The organism is Microbacterium protaetiae (genome assembly GCF_004135285.1).
Taxonomy (GTDB): domain Bacteria; phylum Actinomycetota; class Actinomycetes; order Actinomycetales; family Microbacteriaceae; genus Microbacterium; species Microbacterium protaetiae.
Genome location: NZ_CP035494.1, coordinates 3,107,335 through 3,122,251, shown reverse-complemented (window position 1 = coordinate 3,122,251; position 14,917 = coordinate 3,107,335). Strand labels below are relative to the sequence as shown.

At 69.0% G+C, this 14,917-nt stretch carries 14 protein-coding genes; 7 read left to right on the top strand and 7 right to left on the bottom strand.

Features of this window, described 5'->3' with window-relative positions; translation table 11 throughout:
• The first annotated feature begins 63 nt into the window (after window positions 1-63).
• The gene (locus tag ET475_RS14420; RefSeq protein ID WP_129391764.1) at window positions 64-2,559 is read left to right on the top strand and encodes an ATP-dependent DNA ligase; all 2,496 of its coding nucleotides are present in this window, start codon (window positions 64-66) and stop codon (window positions 2,557-2,559) included.
• On the opposite strand, the gene ET475_RS14415 is transcribed toward ET475_RS14420, so the two are convergent.
• The 4 genes from ET475_RS14415 to murI all read right to left on the bottom strand — a co-directional run bounded on the left by ET475_RS14415 (window position 2,556) and on the right by murI (window position 5,699).
• The gene (locus ET475_RS14415; protein WP_129391761.1) at window positions 2,556-3,449 is read right to left on the bottom strand and encodes a cation diffusion facilitator family transporter; all 894 of its coding nucleotides are present in this window, start codon (window positions 3,447-3,449) and stop codon (window positions 2,556-2,558) included. The genes ET475_RS14420 and ET475_RS14415 overlap by 4 nt on opposite strands.
• Window positions 3,450-3,523: 74 nt before the next feature.
• Window positions 3,524-4,120: an RdgB/HAM1 family non-canonical purine NTP pyrophosphatase gene (rdgB, locus tag ET475_RS14410; protein WP_129391758.1), complete on the bottom strand. Its 597-nt coding sequence runs from the start codon at window positions 4,118-4,120 to the stop codon at window positions 3,524-3,526.
• The gene (rph, locus tag ET475_RS14405) at window positions 4,117-4,857 is read right to left on the bottom strand and encodes a ribonuclease PH (protein WP_129391755.1); all 741 of its coding nucleotides are present in this window, start codon (window positions 4,855-4,857) and stop codon (window positions 4,117-4,119) included. Before rph ends, rdgB begins: the two co-directional genes overlap by 4 nt.
• The gene (gene murI, locus ET475_RS14400; RefSeq protein ID WP_129391752.1) at window positions 4,854-5,699 is read right to left on the bottom strand and encodes a glutamate racemase; all 846 of its coding nucleotides are present in this window, start codon (window positions 5,697-5,699) and stop codon (window positions 4,854-4,856) included. Before murI ends, rph begins: the two co-directional genes overlap by 4 nt.
• A 41-nt stretch (window positions 5,700-5,740) precedes the next feature.
• Here murI and ET475_RS14395 point away from each other — a divergent pair, with 41 nt between their 5' ends.
• Window positions 5,741-7,060 carry a nicotinate phosphoribosyltransferase gene (locus ET475_RS14395; RefSeq protein WP_242497655.1) on the top strand — a complete coding sequence of 440 codons (1,320 nt, stop codon included), beginning with the start codon at window positions 5,741-5,743 and terminating at the stop codon, window positions 7,058-7,060.
• Between the two features lie 21 nt (window positions 7,061-7,081).
• On the opposite strand, the gene ET475_RS14390 is transcribed toward ET475_RS14395, so the two are convergent.
• The 3 genes from ET475_RS14390 to ET475_RS14380 are packed head-to-tail and all read right to left on the bottom strand — an operon-like array spanning window position 7,082 to window position 10,068.
• Window positions 7,082-7,348, bottom strand: a complete 267-nt coding sequence (locus ET475_RS14390; protein WP_129391746.1) for a DUF3039 domain-containing protein — start codon at window positions 7,346-7,348, stop codon at window positions 7,082-7,084.
• Between the two features lie 39 nt (window positions 7,349-7,387).
• Window positions 7,388-8,932: a hypothetical protein gene (locus ET475_RS14385; protein ID WP_129391743.1), complete on the bottom strand. Its 1,545-nt coding sequence runs from the start codon at window positions 8,930-8,932 to the stop codon at window positions 7,388-7,390.
• On the bottom strand, window positions 8,908-10,068 hold the full coding sequence (locus ET475_RS14380) for an ATP-binding cassette domain-containing protein (protein ID WP_242497654.1): 1,161 nt from the start codon (window positions 10,066-10,068) through the stop codon (window positions 8,908-8,910). The genes ET475_RS14385 and ET475_RS14380 overlap by 25 nt, the downstream gene beginning before the upstream one ends.
• Before the next feature lie 336 nt (window positions 10,069-10,404).
• Here ET475_RS14380 and ET475_RS14375 point away from each other — a divergent pair, with 336 nt between their 5' ends.
• The 5 genes from ET475_RS14375 to ET475_RS14355 all read left to right on the top strand — a co-directional run bounded on the left by ET475_RS14375 (window position 10,405) and on the right by ET475_RS14355 (window position 14,913).
• Complete coding sequence (locus ET475_RS14375) at window positions 10,405-11,097, top strand: phosphocholine cytidylyltransferase family protein (RefSeq protein ID WP_129391737.1); 693 nt, start codon at window positions 10,405-10,407, stop codon at window positions 11,095-11,097.
• A gap of 3 nt (window positions 11,098-11,100) precedes the next feature.
• A complete protein-coding gene (locus tag ET475_RS14370) occupies window positions 11,101-12,030 on the top strand; it encodes a hypothetical protein (RefSeq protein WP_242497653.1) in 930 nt (309 codons plus the stop codon).
• A 178-nt stretch (window positions 12,031-12,208) separates the two neighbouring features.
• Window positions 12,209-13,228 (top strand): sulfate ABC transporter substrate-binding protein, encoded by a 1,020-nt coding sequence (locus tag ET475_RS14365; protein ID WP_129391732.1) that lies wholly within the window; start codon window positions 12,209-12,211, stop codon window positions 13,226-13,228.
• Window position 13,229: 1 nt separating this feature from the next.
• On the top strand, window positions 13,230-14,081 hold the full coding sequence (gene cysT, locus ET475_RS14360; RefSeq protein ID WP_129391729.1) for a sulfate ABC transporter permease subunit CysT: 852 nt from the start codon (window positions 13,230-13,232) through the stop codon (window positions 14,079-14,081).
• Window positions 14,074-14,913, top strand: a complete 840-nt coding sequence (locus ET475_RS14355; protein WP_129391726.1) for a sulfate ABC transporter permease — start codon at window positions 14,074-14,076, stop codon at window positions 14,911-14,913. Before cysT ends, ET475_RS14355 begins: the two co-directional genes overlap by 8 nt.
• The last annotated feature ends 4 nt before the right edge of the window (window positions 14,914-14,917 follow it).

Below are 14,917 nucleotides of genomic sequence, written 5' to 3'. Positions count from 1 at the left end.
CACAGTGCGGCAGACAGCGCAATGGGGATGCGGCAACTCGCGTGCCCGGGCAGGATGAGGCACATGGGCGAGGAACGGCTGGTGCAGATCGGGGGCAGACGTCTGCGTCTGAGCCGCCTCGAGAAGGTGCTCTACCCCGCCACCGGCACCACCAAGGGCGAGGTCATCGATTACTACACCCGCATCGCCCCGCTGCTGCTGCCGCACATCACCGGCCGTCCGGTGACGCGCAAGCGGTGGCCCGAGGGCGTCGATCACCCGCCGTTCTTCGCGAAGAATCTCGAGTCGGGCGCACCGGAGTGGGTGCACCGACTGCCGATCGAGCATTCCACCGGGGCCAAGGACTACCCCCTCGTGGACGACGTGCCCACTCTCGTCTATCTCGCGCAGGTGGCCAGCCTCGAGCTGCACGTGCCGCAGTGGCGGTTCACGCCCGAGGGCGAGCGAGCCCGCCCCGACCGGCTCGTGCTCGACCTCGACCCCGGTCCGGGCGTCGGGTTGCCCGAGTGCGCGCGCGTTGCCCTCTGGGTACGCGAGATCCTGTCTGGGATGGGTCTGGAGACGTTCCCGGTCACCAGTGGCAGCAAGGGCATCCACCTCTACGCGGGGCTGGACGGATCGCAGACGAGCGAGCAGGCCTCCGCGCTGGCCAAAGAGCTCGCCCGCCTGTTGGAGGCCGACCACCCCGACCTCGTGGTCAGTCGCATGGCCAAGAACCTGCGGGCCGACAAGGTGCTGCTGGATTGGAGCCAGAACAACGGCAGCAAGACGACGATAGCGCCGTACTCACTGCGCGGCCGCGAACTGCCCACCGTCGCCGCACCCCGCACCTGGGACGAACTGGCCGACCCCGCCCTGACACAGCTGAGCTTCGACGAGGTGCTCGAACGGGCCGAACGCATCGGCGACCCGATGGCGAGCCTGGGATTTCGCGCCGGCGGGCGGGCTGCGGCATCCGGCCCACTGTCGGCCTACATCGCCAAGCGCGACGCGGCGCGCACGCCCGAGCCGGTGCCCGACAATCCGCTCGCCGCCGCGACGCCCGTCGGCCAGCCGCCGCGATTCGTGATCCAGGAACACCATGCGCGTCGGCTGCACTGGGATCTGCGTCTGGAGCACGACGGGGTCTTCGTCAGCTGGGCTGTGCCCCGCGGAGTACCGCCCACCGCCGGCCGGAACAGCCTGGCCGTGATGACCGAGGATCACCCCCTGGAGTACGGCTCGTTCGAAGGCACGATTCCACACGGCGAGTACGGCGGCGGCACCGTCACGATCTGGGACGACGGCCGGTACGACCCCGAGAAATGGCGCGACGACGAGGTCATCTTCACAGCGCACGGGCGTCCGGGCGGCCCGCTGGGCACCGTTCGTCTGGCCCTCATCCGCACCCAGGGGTCGGGCGAGCGCTCGAGTTGGCTGCTGCATCGCACCAAGACCGACGCCGAAGGCCGCGTGCAGCCCGACGGGCAACCCGTGATGCCGACCGAACAGGCCGACGAGCCGTCGGCGGGCGGTGCGTCCCGGCACCGGCAGACGCGGGATGCCGCAGCCGCGACGGCCCCGCCGGCAACCGTGCCCGCCCCAATCGGACCGGCAGCCGTCGCGCCGATGCTCTCCACGCTCGCACGACCGGCCGCCGCCAGAACAGCCGCCGGGCGGTGGGGCGCGTGGGCGGAGATGAAGTGGGATGGCATCCGGGCCGTGGGTGTGTGGGATGGCGCCTCACTGCGGTTGTTCGCACGCCGTGGCACCGACATCACGGCGCGCTACCCCGAGCTGACGGCCGTCGATGCCGGGCTCTCGGACGAACCCGCCGTCGTCGACGGCGAGATCATCGCACTCGACGCGTCGGGCCGGCCGAGCTTCCCGCTGCTGCAGCGACGCATGCACTTGACCGCGGCCCGCCAGATCGAGGGAGAACGTCGCCGCACCCCGGTGCGTTATCACCTCTTCGACGTGCTGGCTGTCTCGGGCACGGACCTCGCCGGCCGTGCGCTGCGTGAGCGGCGCGAGGTGCTCGAGAGCATCGCCGCACACACCATCGACGAGATCGTCGTGCCACCCGTGTTCGACGACGTCGATGAAGCATTGGCCACCGCGGCGCGCCTGCAGCTGGAGGGCATCGTCGTGAAAGACCCCGCCTCGCCCTATCGTCGCGGCGTGCGCTCCGACCAGTGGCTGAAGGTCAAGCTCACCCGCACCCAGGAGGTCGTGATCGGCGGCATCCGTCCCGGGCGCGGGGGCCGCACCGGCAGCATCGGGTCGCTGCTGCTGGGCATCCCCGACGAGAACGGCCTGCACTATGCCGGGCGCGTGGGCAGCGGCTTCAGCGAATCGACGCTGTCTCGCCTGATGAGCGTGCTGGAGCCGCTTCGCTGCGACAGCGACCCGTTCGTCGGTGTTCCCGCCGCCGACGCCCGCGACGCCGAATGGGTGCGTCCCGAGCTGGTCGGAGAAGTCGAGTTCGCCGAGTTCACTCCCGGCGGCATCCTGCGCCAAGCGCGCTGGCGGGGGCTGCGGCCCGACAAGACGCCGGCGGAGGTGCGCCGCGAGTCCTAATCGTGCGCGTCGGGCTCGGTGTGGCCGGCGGGTTCGAGCTGGAACGTCGAATGCGCGACGTCGAAGTGGTCCGAGAGGCACGTCTGCAGGCGAGTGAGGATGTCGCCGGCCGACACGTCGTCGTCGGTGACGACATGCGCGCTGAACACCGGCGCCCCACGGGTGAGCTGCCAGACGTGCACGTCGTGCACCTCTCGCACCCCGGGGGTCGCGAGGATGTGCGCGCGGATCGCCTCGACGTGCATGCCGCGCGGCACCGACTCGGTCAGCACCGAGACGACCTCGCGCAACAGCCCGAATGCGCGGGGCACGATCATCGCGGCGATCAGCAACGACGCGAGCGCGTCGGCCGGCGTCCACCCGGTGATGAGGATGACGAGGGCGGCCACGATCACGGCCAGCGATCCCAGCAGATCGCCCATCACCTCGAGGTACGCACCGCGTACGTTGATGCTGTGCCGTTGCGCGGCAGACAGCAGCCACATCGACACCGCGTTCGCGCACAGTCCCACGACCGCGACGATGAGCATCGGCGCGCCGGCGACCTCGACACGCCCGTTGCCCAGCCGCAGCACGCCCTCCACGGCGACGACGACGGCCAGCACGATGAGGATGACCGCGTTCACGAGAGCCCCGAACACCTCGGCACGCTGGTATCCGAAGGTGCGCCGATCGTCGGCGGGCCGCAGCGCCACAGACCCAGCCACCAGCGCTATCACCAGGGCCGCGGCATCCGCGAACATGTGCGCGGCATCGGCCAGCAGCGCCAGCGATCCGGCCAGCACACCACCGATGATCTGCACGACCATGATCACCCCGGTCAGGGCGAGCGAGATCGCCAGCAGGCGCCGGTTGCCGGCGCCGCGGATCCCGGGCGCATGATCGTGCATGCCCCCAGGCTAGGCGGCTCGACACCGGGTGACGGCCGGTTTCACCTAGTCGGGAATGATGCCGATTCTCATCATCAGATAAGGCTTAGCAGCGGCTGCAGCGCCTCGAACGCCCGGGCTCGGTGCGAGCGGGCGGTCTTCTCCTCATCGCTCCACTCGCCCACCGTCCGCTCGGCATCGGTGGGCTGCTCATCGGGGATGAACACCGGGTCGTAGCCGAACCCGCCGTCGCCGCGCACGGCTGCGGCGATCCGTCCGGGCCACACGCCCTCGACCACGTGCTCGTCACCACCGGGCAGCGCCAGGGCGATCACCGACACATAGTGCGCGGTGCGGTGCGGGTCGGCGATGTCGCTGATCTGGTCGAGCAGCAGCGCGCGGTTGGCGCGGTCGTCTTTGCGGTGCCCGGCCCAGTACGCCGAGAAGACCCCGGGTGCACCACCGAGAACGTCCACGCACACGCCCGAGTCGTCGGCGAACGCCGCCAGCCCGGTGTGCGCTGCGGCCGCTCGTGCCTTGATGAGGGCGTTCTGGGCGAAGGTCACACCGTCTTCGACCGGCTCGGGGCCGTCGTACCCGATCAGCTCGAGGTCGGGACGGGTGGCGGCGACGATGCGGGCGAACTCGACGACCTTGTGCGGATTGTGCGTGGCCAGAACCGCGCGGGTCACTTCTCCTCCTCGAGCACTCCCTGCTGGATGTCGCGCAGCTGCGCGCACCCGTTCACCCCCAGCTCGAGCAGGGCATCCAGCTCGCGCTTGTCGAAGGGTGCACCCTCGGCAGTGCCCTGCACCTCGACGAAAAGTCCGCGCCCGGTCACCACGATGTTCATGTCTGTCTCGGCGCGCACGTCCTCGACGTAGGCCAGGTCGAGCATCGGCTCGCCGTCGATGATGCCCACCGACACCGCCGAGACCGAGTCGAAAAGCACGGTGGCCTTCTGAGAGATGAACTTCTTCTCACGCCCCCACGCGATGGCATCGGCCAGGGCGACATACGCGCCGGTGATGGCCGCGGTGCGGGTGCCGCCGTCGGCCTGCAGCACGTCGCAGTCGATGACGATGGTGTTCTCACCCAGCGCCTTCGTGTCGACCACGGCACGCAGCGCGCGCCCGATCAGCCGCGAGATCTCGTGGGTGCGGCCACCGATGCGCCCCTTCACCGACTCGCGATCGTTGCGCGAGTTCGTGGCACGGGGCAGCATGGCGTACTCGGCGGTGACCCAGCCCTTGCCCTTGCCGGTCAACCACCGCGGCACGCCGTTGGTGAACGATGCGGTGCACAGCACCTTTGTGCCGCCGAAGCTCACCAGCGCCGATCCCTCGGCCTGCGCGCTCCAGCCGCGCTCGATCGTCACCGGACGCAGCGCATCCACGGCGCGCCCATCGGCACGTACTGTCTCGCTCATATCTCTCCTCGGTGGGATGCCGCTGCCTTCGGCAGGTCGATGACGCCGGTCTGCACCAGCTTGACGGTGCGCACCTCACGGCCCATGAGCCGGTGCGCCAGGTTCAGGAACTCGTGCTCCGAGTCGCCGGTGGCCTCGTATTCGTGGTGTGGCACGGCATCGGGCCCGGCCAGCAGGTCACGCGAGACGAGCTGCCGGTAGACGTCCTTCGCGGTCTCGGTGTCGCTGGAGACCAGCGACACATCGGCACCCATCACGTAGCTGATGGCGCCTTCCAGAAACGGGTAGTGCGTGCATCCGAGCACGAGGGTGTCCACGCCTGCGTGCCGCAGCGGCGCGAGATACTCCTCGGCCACGGCGAGCACCTGTGCGGTATCGGTGATGCCTGCCTCGACGAACTCCACGAACCGCGGGCAGGGCTGGGCGAAAACGGTGAGATCGGCGTTGACGCCGAGCAGGTCTTGGTAGACGCCCGATCCGATCGTGCCGGCGGTGCCGATGACCCCGATGCGCTTGTTGCGGGTCGTCGACATCGCCGTGCGCGCGGCAGGCCCGATCACCTCGACCACCGGCACGTCGTAGCGCTCGCGCGCGTCGCGCAGCATCGCGGCCGAGGCGGTGTTGCAGGCGATGACCAGCATCTTCACGCCCTCGTCGACCAGCGTGTCGAGCACTTCGAGAGCGTACCGGCGCACGTCGGCGATGGGCTTGGGCCCATACGGCGAGTGCGCGGTGTCGCCGATGTAGCGCAGCGACTCGCGCGGCAGCAGCGCAGAGATCGCCCGGGCGACGGTGAGACCGCCGACGCCGGAGTCGAAGATTCCGATCGGCGCATCATTCACGATCCTCAAGCCTACCCGGCAGCACCGATATGCTGACCGGCATGAGCACGGCACTGTTCACCGACCGCTACGAGCTGACCATGCTGGATGCCGCATTGCGCGACGGCACTGCAGCGCGGCACTGCGTCTTCGAACTTTTCACGCGACGCCTGTCGGGCGGCCGCCGGTTCGGCGTGGTCGCCGGCACCGGACGGCTGCTGAGCCTGATCCGCGACTTCCGCTTCGACGAGGCCGAGCTGCGCTACCTGCGCGATGAGAAGGTGGTGGATGCCGCCACCGTGGCCTTCCTCGAAGACTACCGATTCACCGGCTCGGTGTCGGGCTACCGTGAGGGCGAGCTGTACTTTCCCGGCTCGCCGCTGCTGACGATCGAGGGCTCGTTCGCCGAGGCCGTCGTGTTGGAGACGATAGCGCTCAGCGTGCTCAACTACGACTCGGCCGTGGCCACCGCAGCCGCGCGCATGTCGATAGCCGCCGGCGACCGCCCTCTGGCCGAGATGGGTTCGCGTCGCGCCGGCGAGCACTCCGCGGTCGCTGCCGCCCGTGCTGCGTACATCGCCGGGTTCGATGCCACCAGCAATCTCGAGGCCGGCCAGGCCTGGGGCATCCCGACCATGGGAACCGCCGCGCATTCGTTCACCCTGCTGCACGACAGCGAGGAAGACGCCTTCCGCTCGCAGATCGACGCGCTCGGCGTGAAGACCACTCTGCTCGTGGACACCTACGACATCCGCACCGGAGTCGAGACGGCGATCCGGGTGGCGGGAACGGACCTGGGCGGTGTGCGCCTCGACTCCGGGGACCTGCCGATCGTGGCCGCTGAAGTGCGTGCGCAGCTCGACGAGCTGGGCGCCACGAACACCAAGATCACTGTCACGAGTGATCTCGACGAGTATGCGATAGCGACGCTGGCCGCGGCCCCGGTCGACGCATATGGGGTGGGCACAGCGCTGGTGACCGGTTCTGGCACGCCCACTGCGGGAATGGTCTACAAGCTCGTTGCACGCCAGGCCGGCGACGGCTCGTGGGTGTCAGTGGCCAAGGCATCGACCGACAAGGCGTCCAAGGGTGGCCGCAAGGCGGCATTCCGCACGCTCGATGCCGGAACGGCCACGCAGGAGTTGATCACTGTCTCCGACGGTTTCGAGAACGTCCCATCCGCCGGGGAGTTCCCCGATGCCCGCCCGTTGCAGGCGGTGTTCGTCACCGGCGGCGAGATCGACACCGCGTACGAGGGTGCCGCCGGCGTCGCCGCCGCACGTACCCACCATGCGCGGGTGCGTGAAGAGCTTCCGGTCCGCGCGCTCGCGCTCAGCCGCGCCGACCCGGCGATTCCCACCGTCTACGTCGACGTGGACTGACCCGACCCGCGGGCGCGGCGCTCAGGCCCGCAGACCCTCGTAGATCTCCTTGCACGTCGGGCAGACCGGAAACTTCTCGGGGTCGCGCCCGGGCGTCCACTTCTTGCCGCACAGCGCCCGCACCGGCTTGCCGGTGAGAGCCGATTCGAGGATCTTCTCCTTCTGCACATAGTGCGAGAAGCGCTCGTGGTCGCCCGGCTCGATCGCCTCTTCGCGGATGAGCTCTTCGAGCTCGCGGTCAAGGGTGGCGATACCGCCCTGGTCGGGGCTTTCCATCGGCGTGCTCATGAACGCCAAGTCTAGTCGCGCTGGTGGCGCGCAGGGCGCTCAGAACGACTCGGCGAGCTCGAGCAGTCGCGTGCCCCGGCGCTCGAAGACGAGCGATCCGACCGTCAATCCCAGCGCCAGCACCACCAGCCCGATGCCGAGACCTCCCCACAGCGCCACACCGACGTATCGCTCATCGTCGATCGAGAGCCAGGTCCACCACACGGCGGGCACCGAGAGCGCGAGCGATGCGAGCAGCACAGACCCCTGAGCCACCGCGCCTGCGGCACCGGTGCGTTCGGGTTGCCGGAACGGGCTTTCGCCCGGCGGCGTGACGGCAGACGGCGTGGCCGCCGACGCGATGCTGGACAGCCCCAGCCCGCTCAGGAACAGGCTGGCGCACACCCCGATCATCGGCGGCGCCATCGCCGCGTCGCCGTGCAGGCTCGCTGTCACCGGGACGGCGATCGCGAGCGCCGCGATGCCGATCACCAGCACCGGGACCAGGCGGCCTGCCCGGTCGGAGATACCCCGCACACCGGTGGCCAGGTGCAGCCATACGGCCGTGGAGTCATAGGCGAGGTCGTTGTGCGGGAGCCATCCCAGGAACAGCGCCATCAGCGGTGCGGGAACAAGAATCACCCAGTGGAACGGCACGCCCACCACCAGCAGCGGCACCATCGCGGCCGCGGCAGCGAACGGGATCACGACGAGGTTGACCAGGTAGCGGCGATCGGCGAGCCAGTAAGCCAGGCTGCGGGCGGCCACCGCCCCGCCCGGCGTTGCCGGTGTGATGGCGAACCAGCCCAGTCCTCCACTGCCTTGCGCGGCGACCGGACGCTCGCTGGTGCGCATCACACGGTCGACGAGGGCCCACCAGAGTCCGGCGAGCACGATGACGGTGGCCGCCGCGACGGCCAGGGATGCCGCATCCTGCCGCCATGCCAGCGCCCACCCCGCTCCCAGTGGCGTGCGGGCGAGGATCTCTACGGCGCGCAGCAGGGGTGCGGGAATGTGCTGATCCCAGTGCAGCGATGCGAAGAACGTGCCCGCGGGAACGACCACGACCAGTACCGCCACCAGGAACAGCCCGGTCAGCTCACGCGACCGCCGCGGTGCGAGCACCGCTGTGGCCACGGCGCCGAACACCCTCGCCGACAACGCGCAGGTGACCACGCCCAGCACAGCACCGGTGACGGCGAAACCGGTGGGCGCACCTCGCTGCGTCCACAGCACTGCAACGCACACGGCAAGGGCGATCAGGGCCAGGAGCGGTACGCTGACCAGCCCGACGAGCGCCAACGTCGCCGAAAGCGGTCCCGAGCCCATCGCGAACGCACGGAACGCCCGTGGGTCGAGCGGATCGGACCCACCGACGATCAACGGTGCTGCCATGAAGCCGAGGGTGAGGGCGCTGCCGCCCAGCACCGTGACCACCGCGGCCGCGTCCACGCCTGCGCTGTGCAGAGTGAGCAGCCCCCAGCATCCCACCGCCACGGCGGCCGCGAGCAGCACGACGCCCGCACCCGCGCGCACGGCCCGGCCGCCCGCACGAAGCGGCGCCAGCAGGAGCGCGAGTCTCAGCTGGAGAATCCGCGCAGCCACTCCAGGCCCTCCACCTCGCTGAGACCGCCGGCCAACTGCAGAAAGCGCTGTTCGAGGGTGAGCTCGCCGCGCACCTCGTCGAGGGTGCCTTCGGCCAGCACCTGACCTGCGACGATGACAGCCACACGCGAGCAGACGCGTTCGATGAGTTCCATGCCATGACTGGACAGCACCACCGTGCCGCCGTGCTCGACATACGCCCGCAGAATGTCGAGGATGACCTCCGACGAGACCGGGTCGACCGCCTCGAACGGCTCGTCGAGCACGAGCAGTCGCGGGGAGTGCAACAGTGCGCCGGCGAGCATGACCTTCTTGGTCATCCCGGCGGAGTAGTCCGACACCGGGCGGCCCAGGGCGGCGGTGAGGTCGAAGGCCGTGGCGAGGTCGTCGATGCGGGCGTTGACGATGCCGGCGGCCAGTCCGCGCAGCATGCCTGTGTAGTACAGCAGCTGACGGCCGGTCAGCCGGTCGAAGGTGCGCAGGCGGTCGGGCAGCACGCCGATCATGCGTTTGACATCGCGGGGATGCCGCGCCGCATCGATGCCGTCTATCTCGACGACGCCCCGATCGGGACGGATGAGGCCCGAGATCATCGACAGGGTCGTCGTCTTGCCGGCCCCGTTCGGCCCCACCAGACCGTAGAAAGTGCCAGCGGGCACCGTGAGATCGATACCGTCGACCGCGCGAGTCGCGCCGAAGGTCTTGACGAGTCCGCGCAGGTGCACCGCGGGAACGAGGGATGCCGCAGCTGCCGCGGGCTCCGCCTCGACGGTCGTTTCCGACGCGGGCTCCGCCGCGACGGTCGTTTCCGACGCGGGGTCCGCCTCGACGGCCGTTTCCGACGCGGGGTCCGCCTCGACGGCCACCTCAGTCGCGGTCTCGGACTCAACCTCGACATCGACCTCACCCTCGGCCTCGACGTCGACCTCGGCCGGCGCGGAGGTCTGCACGGTCACCGACACCGACACCGGCACCGGCAACGGCGGCTTCGGCGGCACGGCGATGTCATCGAGCCGGCCGTCCGGCAGCGAGGCCTCCGACTCGGGCGATGCCGCCGCAGGCAGTGGCAGAGGCGGTTTGGGTGGAATGACGATGCCGTCGATCGAGACGATCCCGGCCTTGTTGGCAGGCGACACGCCGACGGCCGCTGCCTTCTTCCGCGGCGCCCGCGGCTTGCGAGCCGGTTTCTTCGCGGCCTGCTCCGTCGCGCGCGAAGCCTCCGCGTCAGACGGCGCGTGCGCCGCGTCCGAACGGGGTTCGCGTGGCACCGGAAGGGAGGCTGTCACTGGTCCAAGGTATCAACCGACTGGCTGTGAGACACCCTGGGAGACGGCCGTGTCCTTTGTCACGGAAACACAACGTCGCCTGTGATTCCCGGGTTCTTTCCATTCGTTTCGGTAGCATGGGCTGAGCACGACGGGGTGTCTCGCCGGCTTGGCCGGGATCCCAGACACAGACTCCAGGAGCTGATAGTGACTCTTCAGACCGTCATTCTTGCGGCCGGTATGGGCTCGCGACTCGGTCGCAGCCTTCCCAAGTCGCTGACCAGACTGAACGATGGCCGCTCGATCATGGGCCAGCAGCACGATAATCTGCACGCGGCGTTCGGCCGCGAGGTGCGCATCACCACGGTGGTCGGATACCGCGCCGAAACGATCGTCGAGGCGTTCCCGCACGCCGACTACGTCTACAACGACCGCTACGACCAGACCAACACCTCGAAGAGCCTGCTGCGCGCACTCTCTGCCTCGGGGCGCGGCGGTGTTCTCTGGATGAACGGCGATGTCGTCTTCGACCCGCGCATCCTGGGTCGGGCCGTTCCGCTCATCGAGGCCGACCGCTCTTTCGTCGCGGTGAACACGTCCAAGGTCAGTGACGAAGAAGTCAAATACACCGTGGCACCCGACGGCGCGATCAAGGAGCTGTCCAAGACCGTGGTCGGCGGCATCGGCGAAGCCATCGGCATCAACTACATCTCCAGCGGCGAGAAGCGCGCGCTGATCCGCCAGCTGCACCGGGTCGACGATCAGGACTACTTCGAGCGTGGACTTGAGCTGGCGATCTCTGAAGACGGCATCAAGTTGACACCGCTGGACATCTCTGACCTGTACGCGGTCGAGGTGGACTTCGCCGAAGACCTCGAGCGTGCCAATCTCTTCGTCTGAGTGATGCCCCGCAAGGTCCACCGCATCGATTCGCTTCCCGACGATGCGCCCTGGGTCTCGGGGCTTCCGCCCGTCGGCTCCGCTGATCATCCGGCGATCATCCGCGCCCTTGATCGGGTGCTGGCCATCCAACGGCCGGCGGTGCTCGCACATCTGCGCAGCGTGCGGCTGCGGCATCCCGACGCCACGCCCGCACAGATCGTGCGCATTCTCGAGAACCGCTATCTGGCGACCGTGGCCACCACGGGAGCGGCTGTGGGAGCCACCGCCGTCATCCCGCTGGTCACCACCGGTGTGACCCTCGCCCTGAGCGGTGTCGAGACGGTCGGCTTCGTCGAGGCCACCGCGTTGTTCGCACAATCCCTCGCCGAGGTGCACGGGATCCCCGTCGACAATCCTGATCGCGCCCGCGCACTCGTGCTGACGTTGATGCTGGGGTCAGAGGGCGTCGACCTGCTCACCCAGCTCGCGCGGCAGGCGACGGGCAAGGGCCCCTCACGCGGCACGTACTGGGGTGAGCTGGTCACCAAGACGCTCCCCCGCACCGCGATCGGCCCCATCGTCGACCGTCTGAAGTCGACTTTCGTTCGCCGGTTCGCCGTCGCGGGCGGCACGTCGTGGGTGGGCAAGGCTCTGCCTTTCGGGGTCGGAGCGGTGGTCGGCGGGGCCGGCAACGGCATTCTCGGCCGCCGCATCGTGGTGGGCGCCCGTCGCGCGTTCGGGATGCCGCCGGCACATCTGCCTGCCCAGCTCGAACCCCGACCCGGTGCCACCCGCGTGGAAGCCGTGCTCGGTCGTAGCGTGCGCCGGGCGGGGCAATCGGTGGGCGGGGCCACGGTGCGAGCGACAAAAGTCGTGGGCAGTGCGGCCGCCCGCATCCATCTGCCCTTCGGCCACCACTCGGCGTCATCAGACCCGCCGGACCACCGGTAGCGCGGCGGCGACCGTCCTTACCTGTCGCGCCGGCGTGCAGCACGCGTATGACGCCGGATGACGAAATATCTCCTCCGACGAAACGTCACGGGCCCGCACCGGCGATCTCTCCTAGCGTTCTGGACAGTCCCCGGTTCACGCCGGCTGCAGGGCGCGTACGAAGAGAAGAGGACGACGCATGGCCAAGATCAGAGTGGGCGCGGCTCTCGCCGTGCTCGGAGCACTCGCACTGACAGGCTGCTCCGGCGCCGCCGATGCCAGCGCCACACACGGTGTCGCCATCGTCGGGTACTCGGTGCTGGAAGAGGCCAACCAGGGTGTCGAGAAGGCCTTCGCGCAGACCGCCGAGGGTCAGGGCGTCTCGTTCTCTGAGTCGTACGGCGCATCGGGCGACCAGTCCCGCTCGGTGCAGGCAGGACAGAAGGCCGACGAAGTGCATCTCTCACTCGAACCGGATGTCACGCGACTGGTCGAGGCCGGCCTCGTGTCGGCCGACTGGAAGGACAACGCGACCGACGGCGTGTGCACCGACTCGGTCGTCGTCTTCGTCGTGCGCCCGGGCAACCCGAAGCACATCACGACCTGGGCGGACCTGACCGCACCCGGCGTTCAGATCGTCACGCCGGATCCCGCGTCATCGGGCTCGGCGAAGTGGAACCTGTTGGCCGCCTACGGCTCGGTGCTCGCGGCCGGTTCCGACGATGCCGCCGCGCAGGCGTACATCACGAGCTTCTTCGACAATGTCGTGGCGCTTCCGGCCAGCGGGCGCCAGGCCACCAGCACCTTCACCAGCGGCAAAGGTGACGTGCTGATCTCGTATGAGAACGAGGCGATCCTCGCCCGTCAGTCCGGCAGCGACTTCGACTATGTGGTGCCCGACAGCTCACTGCTCATCGAGAACAGCTGCGCCCTCGTGAAGGGACACTCCGCAGTCGCCGAGAAGTGGCTCGCCTTTCAGAAGAGCGCCGCCGGGCAGAAGCTCTATGCCGCCACCGGGTATCGCCCGCTGGCAAGTGTGGCAGACCAGACCGGCGAGGTCACCGTCGAGGGCGCGATGGATCCCGCCCACCCCTTCCCGGCCGTTCCGACGTTGTTGACCATCGACGGCGACTTCGGCGGGTGGGATGCCGCGAACGCGAAGTACTTCGACGCCGAGGGCGGCATCCTCACGAAGCTGCAGAGCGCCGCCGGGTTCTGATATGGCCCTGCTGGCTTCCGCTAACCCTGCCTCGACCCGCACCGGTCGCCGGCGGACGGCCGGCTCTGCCCGTCGGCTGACCCGAACGACCGGTCTGGGGCTGGGCATGGCGATGCTGTGGTTCAGCCTTCTCGTGCTCATTCCCCTGGCAGCCGTCATCGTCGCGGCGGCCGGCGGTGGATGGTCGACGTTCCGCGACGTGCTCACCGACCCCGGCACCGTTGCCACCCTGCGATTCACCCTGACCACTGCGGTGCTCGTAACCCTGCTGAACGCCGTCATGGGCACTCTCATCGCTTGGCTGCTCGTGCGCGACCGCTTCCCGGGCAAGGCACTGCTCGACCTGGTCATCGACATCCCGTTCGCGATGCCCACGATCGTGGCCGGCCTCGTCCTGCTCGCCTTGTACGGCCATGGCGGGCCTCTCGGCGTCGATGTCTCAGGTACCAAGCTCGGAGTGGTGCTGGCGATAGCCTTCGTCACGCTCCCGTTTGTGGTGCGGGCCGTCCAGCCCGTGTTGCAAGCCCTCGAAGCCGATGTCGAAGACGCCGCGGCATCCCTCGGTGCCTCCCGAGCGACCATCATGCGCCGCATCATCCTGCCCTCCCTGGTGCCGGCCATCACCGCGGGCGCATCACTCTCGTTCGCGCGTGCCATCAGCGAGTACGGATCGGTCGTGCTGATCAGCATGAACGCCCGCGGCGTCGATGTGATGTCGACCGAGACCTACCGGTACATCGAGGGTGGTGACACCGCAGCAGCGGCGGCAGTGGCCGTCATTCTGCTCGTGATAGCCCTGGCCAGCACCGTTGTGCTCGACGTGCTGCAGCGAACGGCGGCGCGACGTGACTGACACGACATCGCGACGACGTGCGCCCGCGTCGCCGGCCGTCTGGGTTGTGCGTGCCATCGTGGGCGCCTACCTGTTTCTGTTGGTCGGATGGCCCACGGCGTTTCTGCTGCGCCACACCTTCGCCGATGGGCTGCACGCGCTCACCGTCGCGCTGTCGGATCCCGACGTCGTGCACGCGCTCACGCTGACCTTGCAGACGGCGACGATGGCGGTGGCGATAAACCTGGTGTTCGGAGTCGGCATGTCGCTGCTGCTGGCCCGCTACGACTTCGTGGGCAAGCGGCTGCTGTCGTGGCTGATCGATCTGCCCCTCGCCGCCTCGCCCGTGGTCGTCGGTCTCGCGCTGCTGCTGGTCTACAGTCCGGTCTACGGGTGGTTCGGGCCCGCCTTGCGCACAGCGGGCATCGAGGTGGCCTTCGCGACGCCGGGGATCGTGATGGCCACCTGCTTCGTCGCGCTGCCTCTGATCATCCGTGAGGTGGTACCGGTGCTCACCGAGCTCGGCGACGACCAAGAGCAGGCGGCACGCAGCCTCGGCGCCGGCGCCTGGCAGACGTTCTGCCGTATCACCCTTCCCGGCATCCGCTGGGCCCTAGCCTACGGCGTGGTGCTCAGCCTCGCCCGCTCGCTCGGCGAGTTCGGCGCGGTGAAGGTGGTCTCCGGCCACGTCATCGGGCAGACCGCCACCGCCACCATTGCGGTGGAAAGCGCGTACCAGAACAACCACACCGATCAGGCCTACGCGATCGCCTTCGTGCTGGTGTTCGCCGCCGTGCTCTGCCTGATCGCCGTCGCGCTCTTGCATCGGCAGGATGCGCGCGAGAAGGGATGACCAG

What these genes read in the sequence shown, in the direction of transcription:
- ET475_RS14365 (WP_129391732.1), top strand. Translation starts at nt 12,209, where the DNA reads ATGGCCAAGATCAGAGTGGGCGCGGCTCTCGCCGTGCTCGGAGCACTC.
- ET475_RS14370 (WP_242497653.1), top strand. Translation starts at nt 11,101, where the DNA reads ATGCCCCGCAAGGTCCACCGCATCGATTCGCTTCCCGACGATGCGCCC.
- ET475_RS14395 (WP_242497655.1), top strand. Translation starts at nt 5,741, where the DNA reads ATGAGCACGGCACTGTTCACCGACCGCTACGAGCTGACCATGCTGGAT.
- ET475_RS14390 (WP_129391746.1), bottom strand. Translation starts at nt 7,348, where the DNA reads ATGAGCACGCCGATGGAAAGCCCCGACCAGGGCGGTATCGCCACCCTT.
- ET475_RS14415 (WP_129391761.1), bottom strand. Translation starts at nt 3,449, where the DNA reads ATGCACGATCATGCGCCCGGGATCCGCGGCGCCGGCAACCGGCGCCTG.
- rph (WP_129391755.1), bottom strand. Translation starts at nt 4,857, where the DNA reads ATGAGCGAGACAGTACGTGCCGATGGGCGCGCCGTGGATGCGCTGCGT.
- cysT (WP_129391729.1), top strand. Translation starts at nt 13,230, where the DNA reads ATGGCCCTGCTGGCTTCCGCTAACCCTGCCTCGACCCGCACCGGTCGC.
- ET475_RS14420 (WP_129391764.1), top strand. Translation starts at nt 64, where the DNA reads ATGGGCGAGGAACGGCTGGTGCAGATCGGGGGCAGACGTCTGCGTCTG.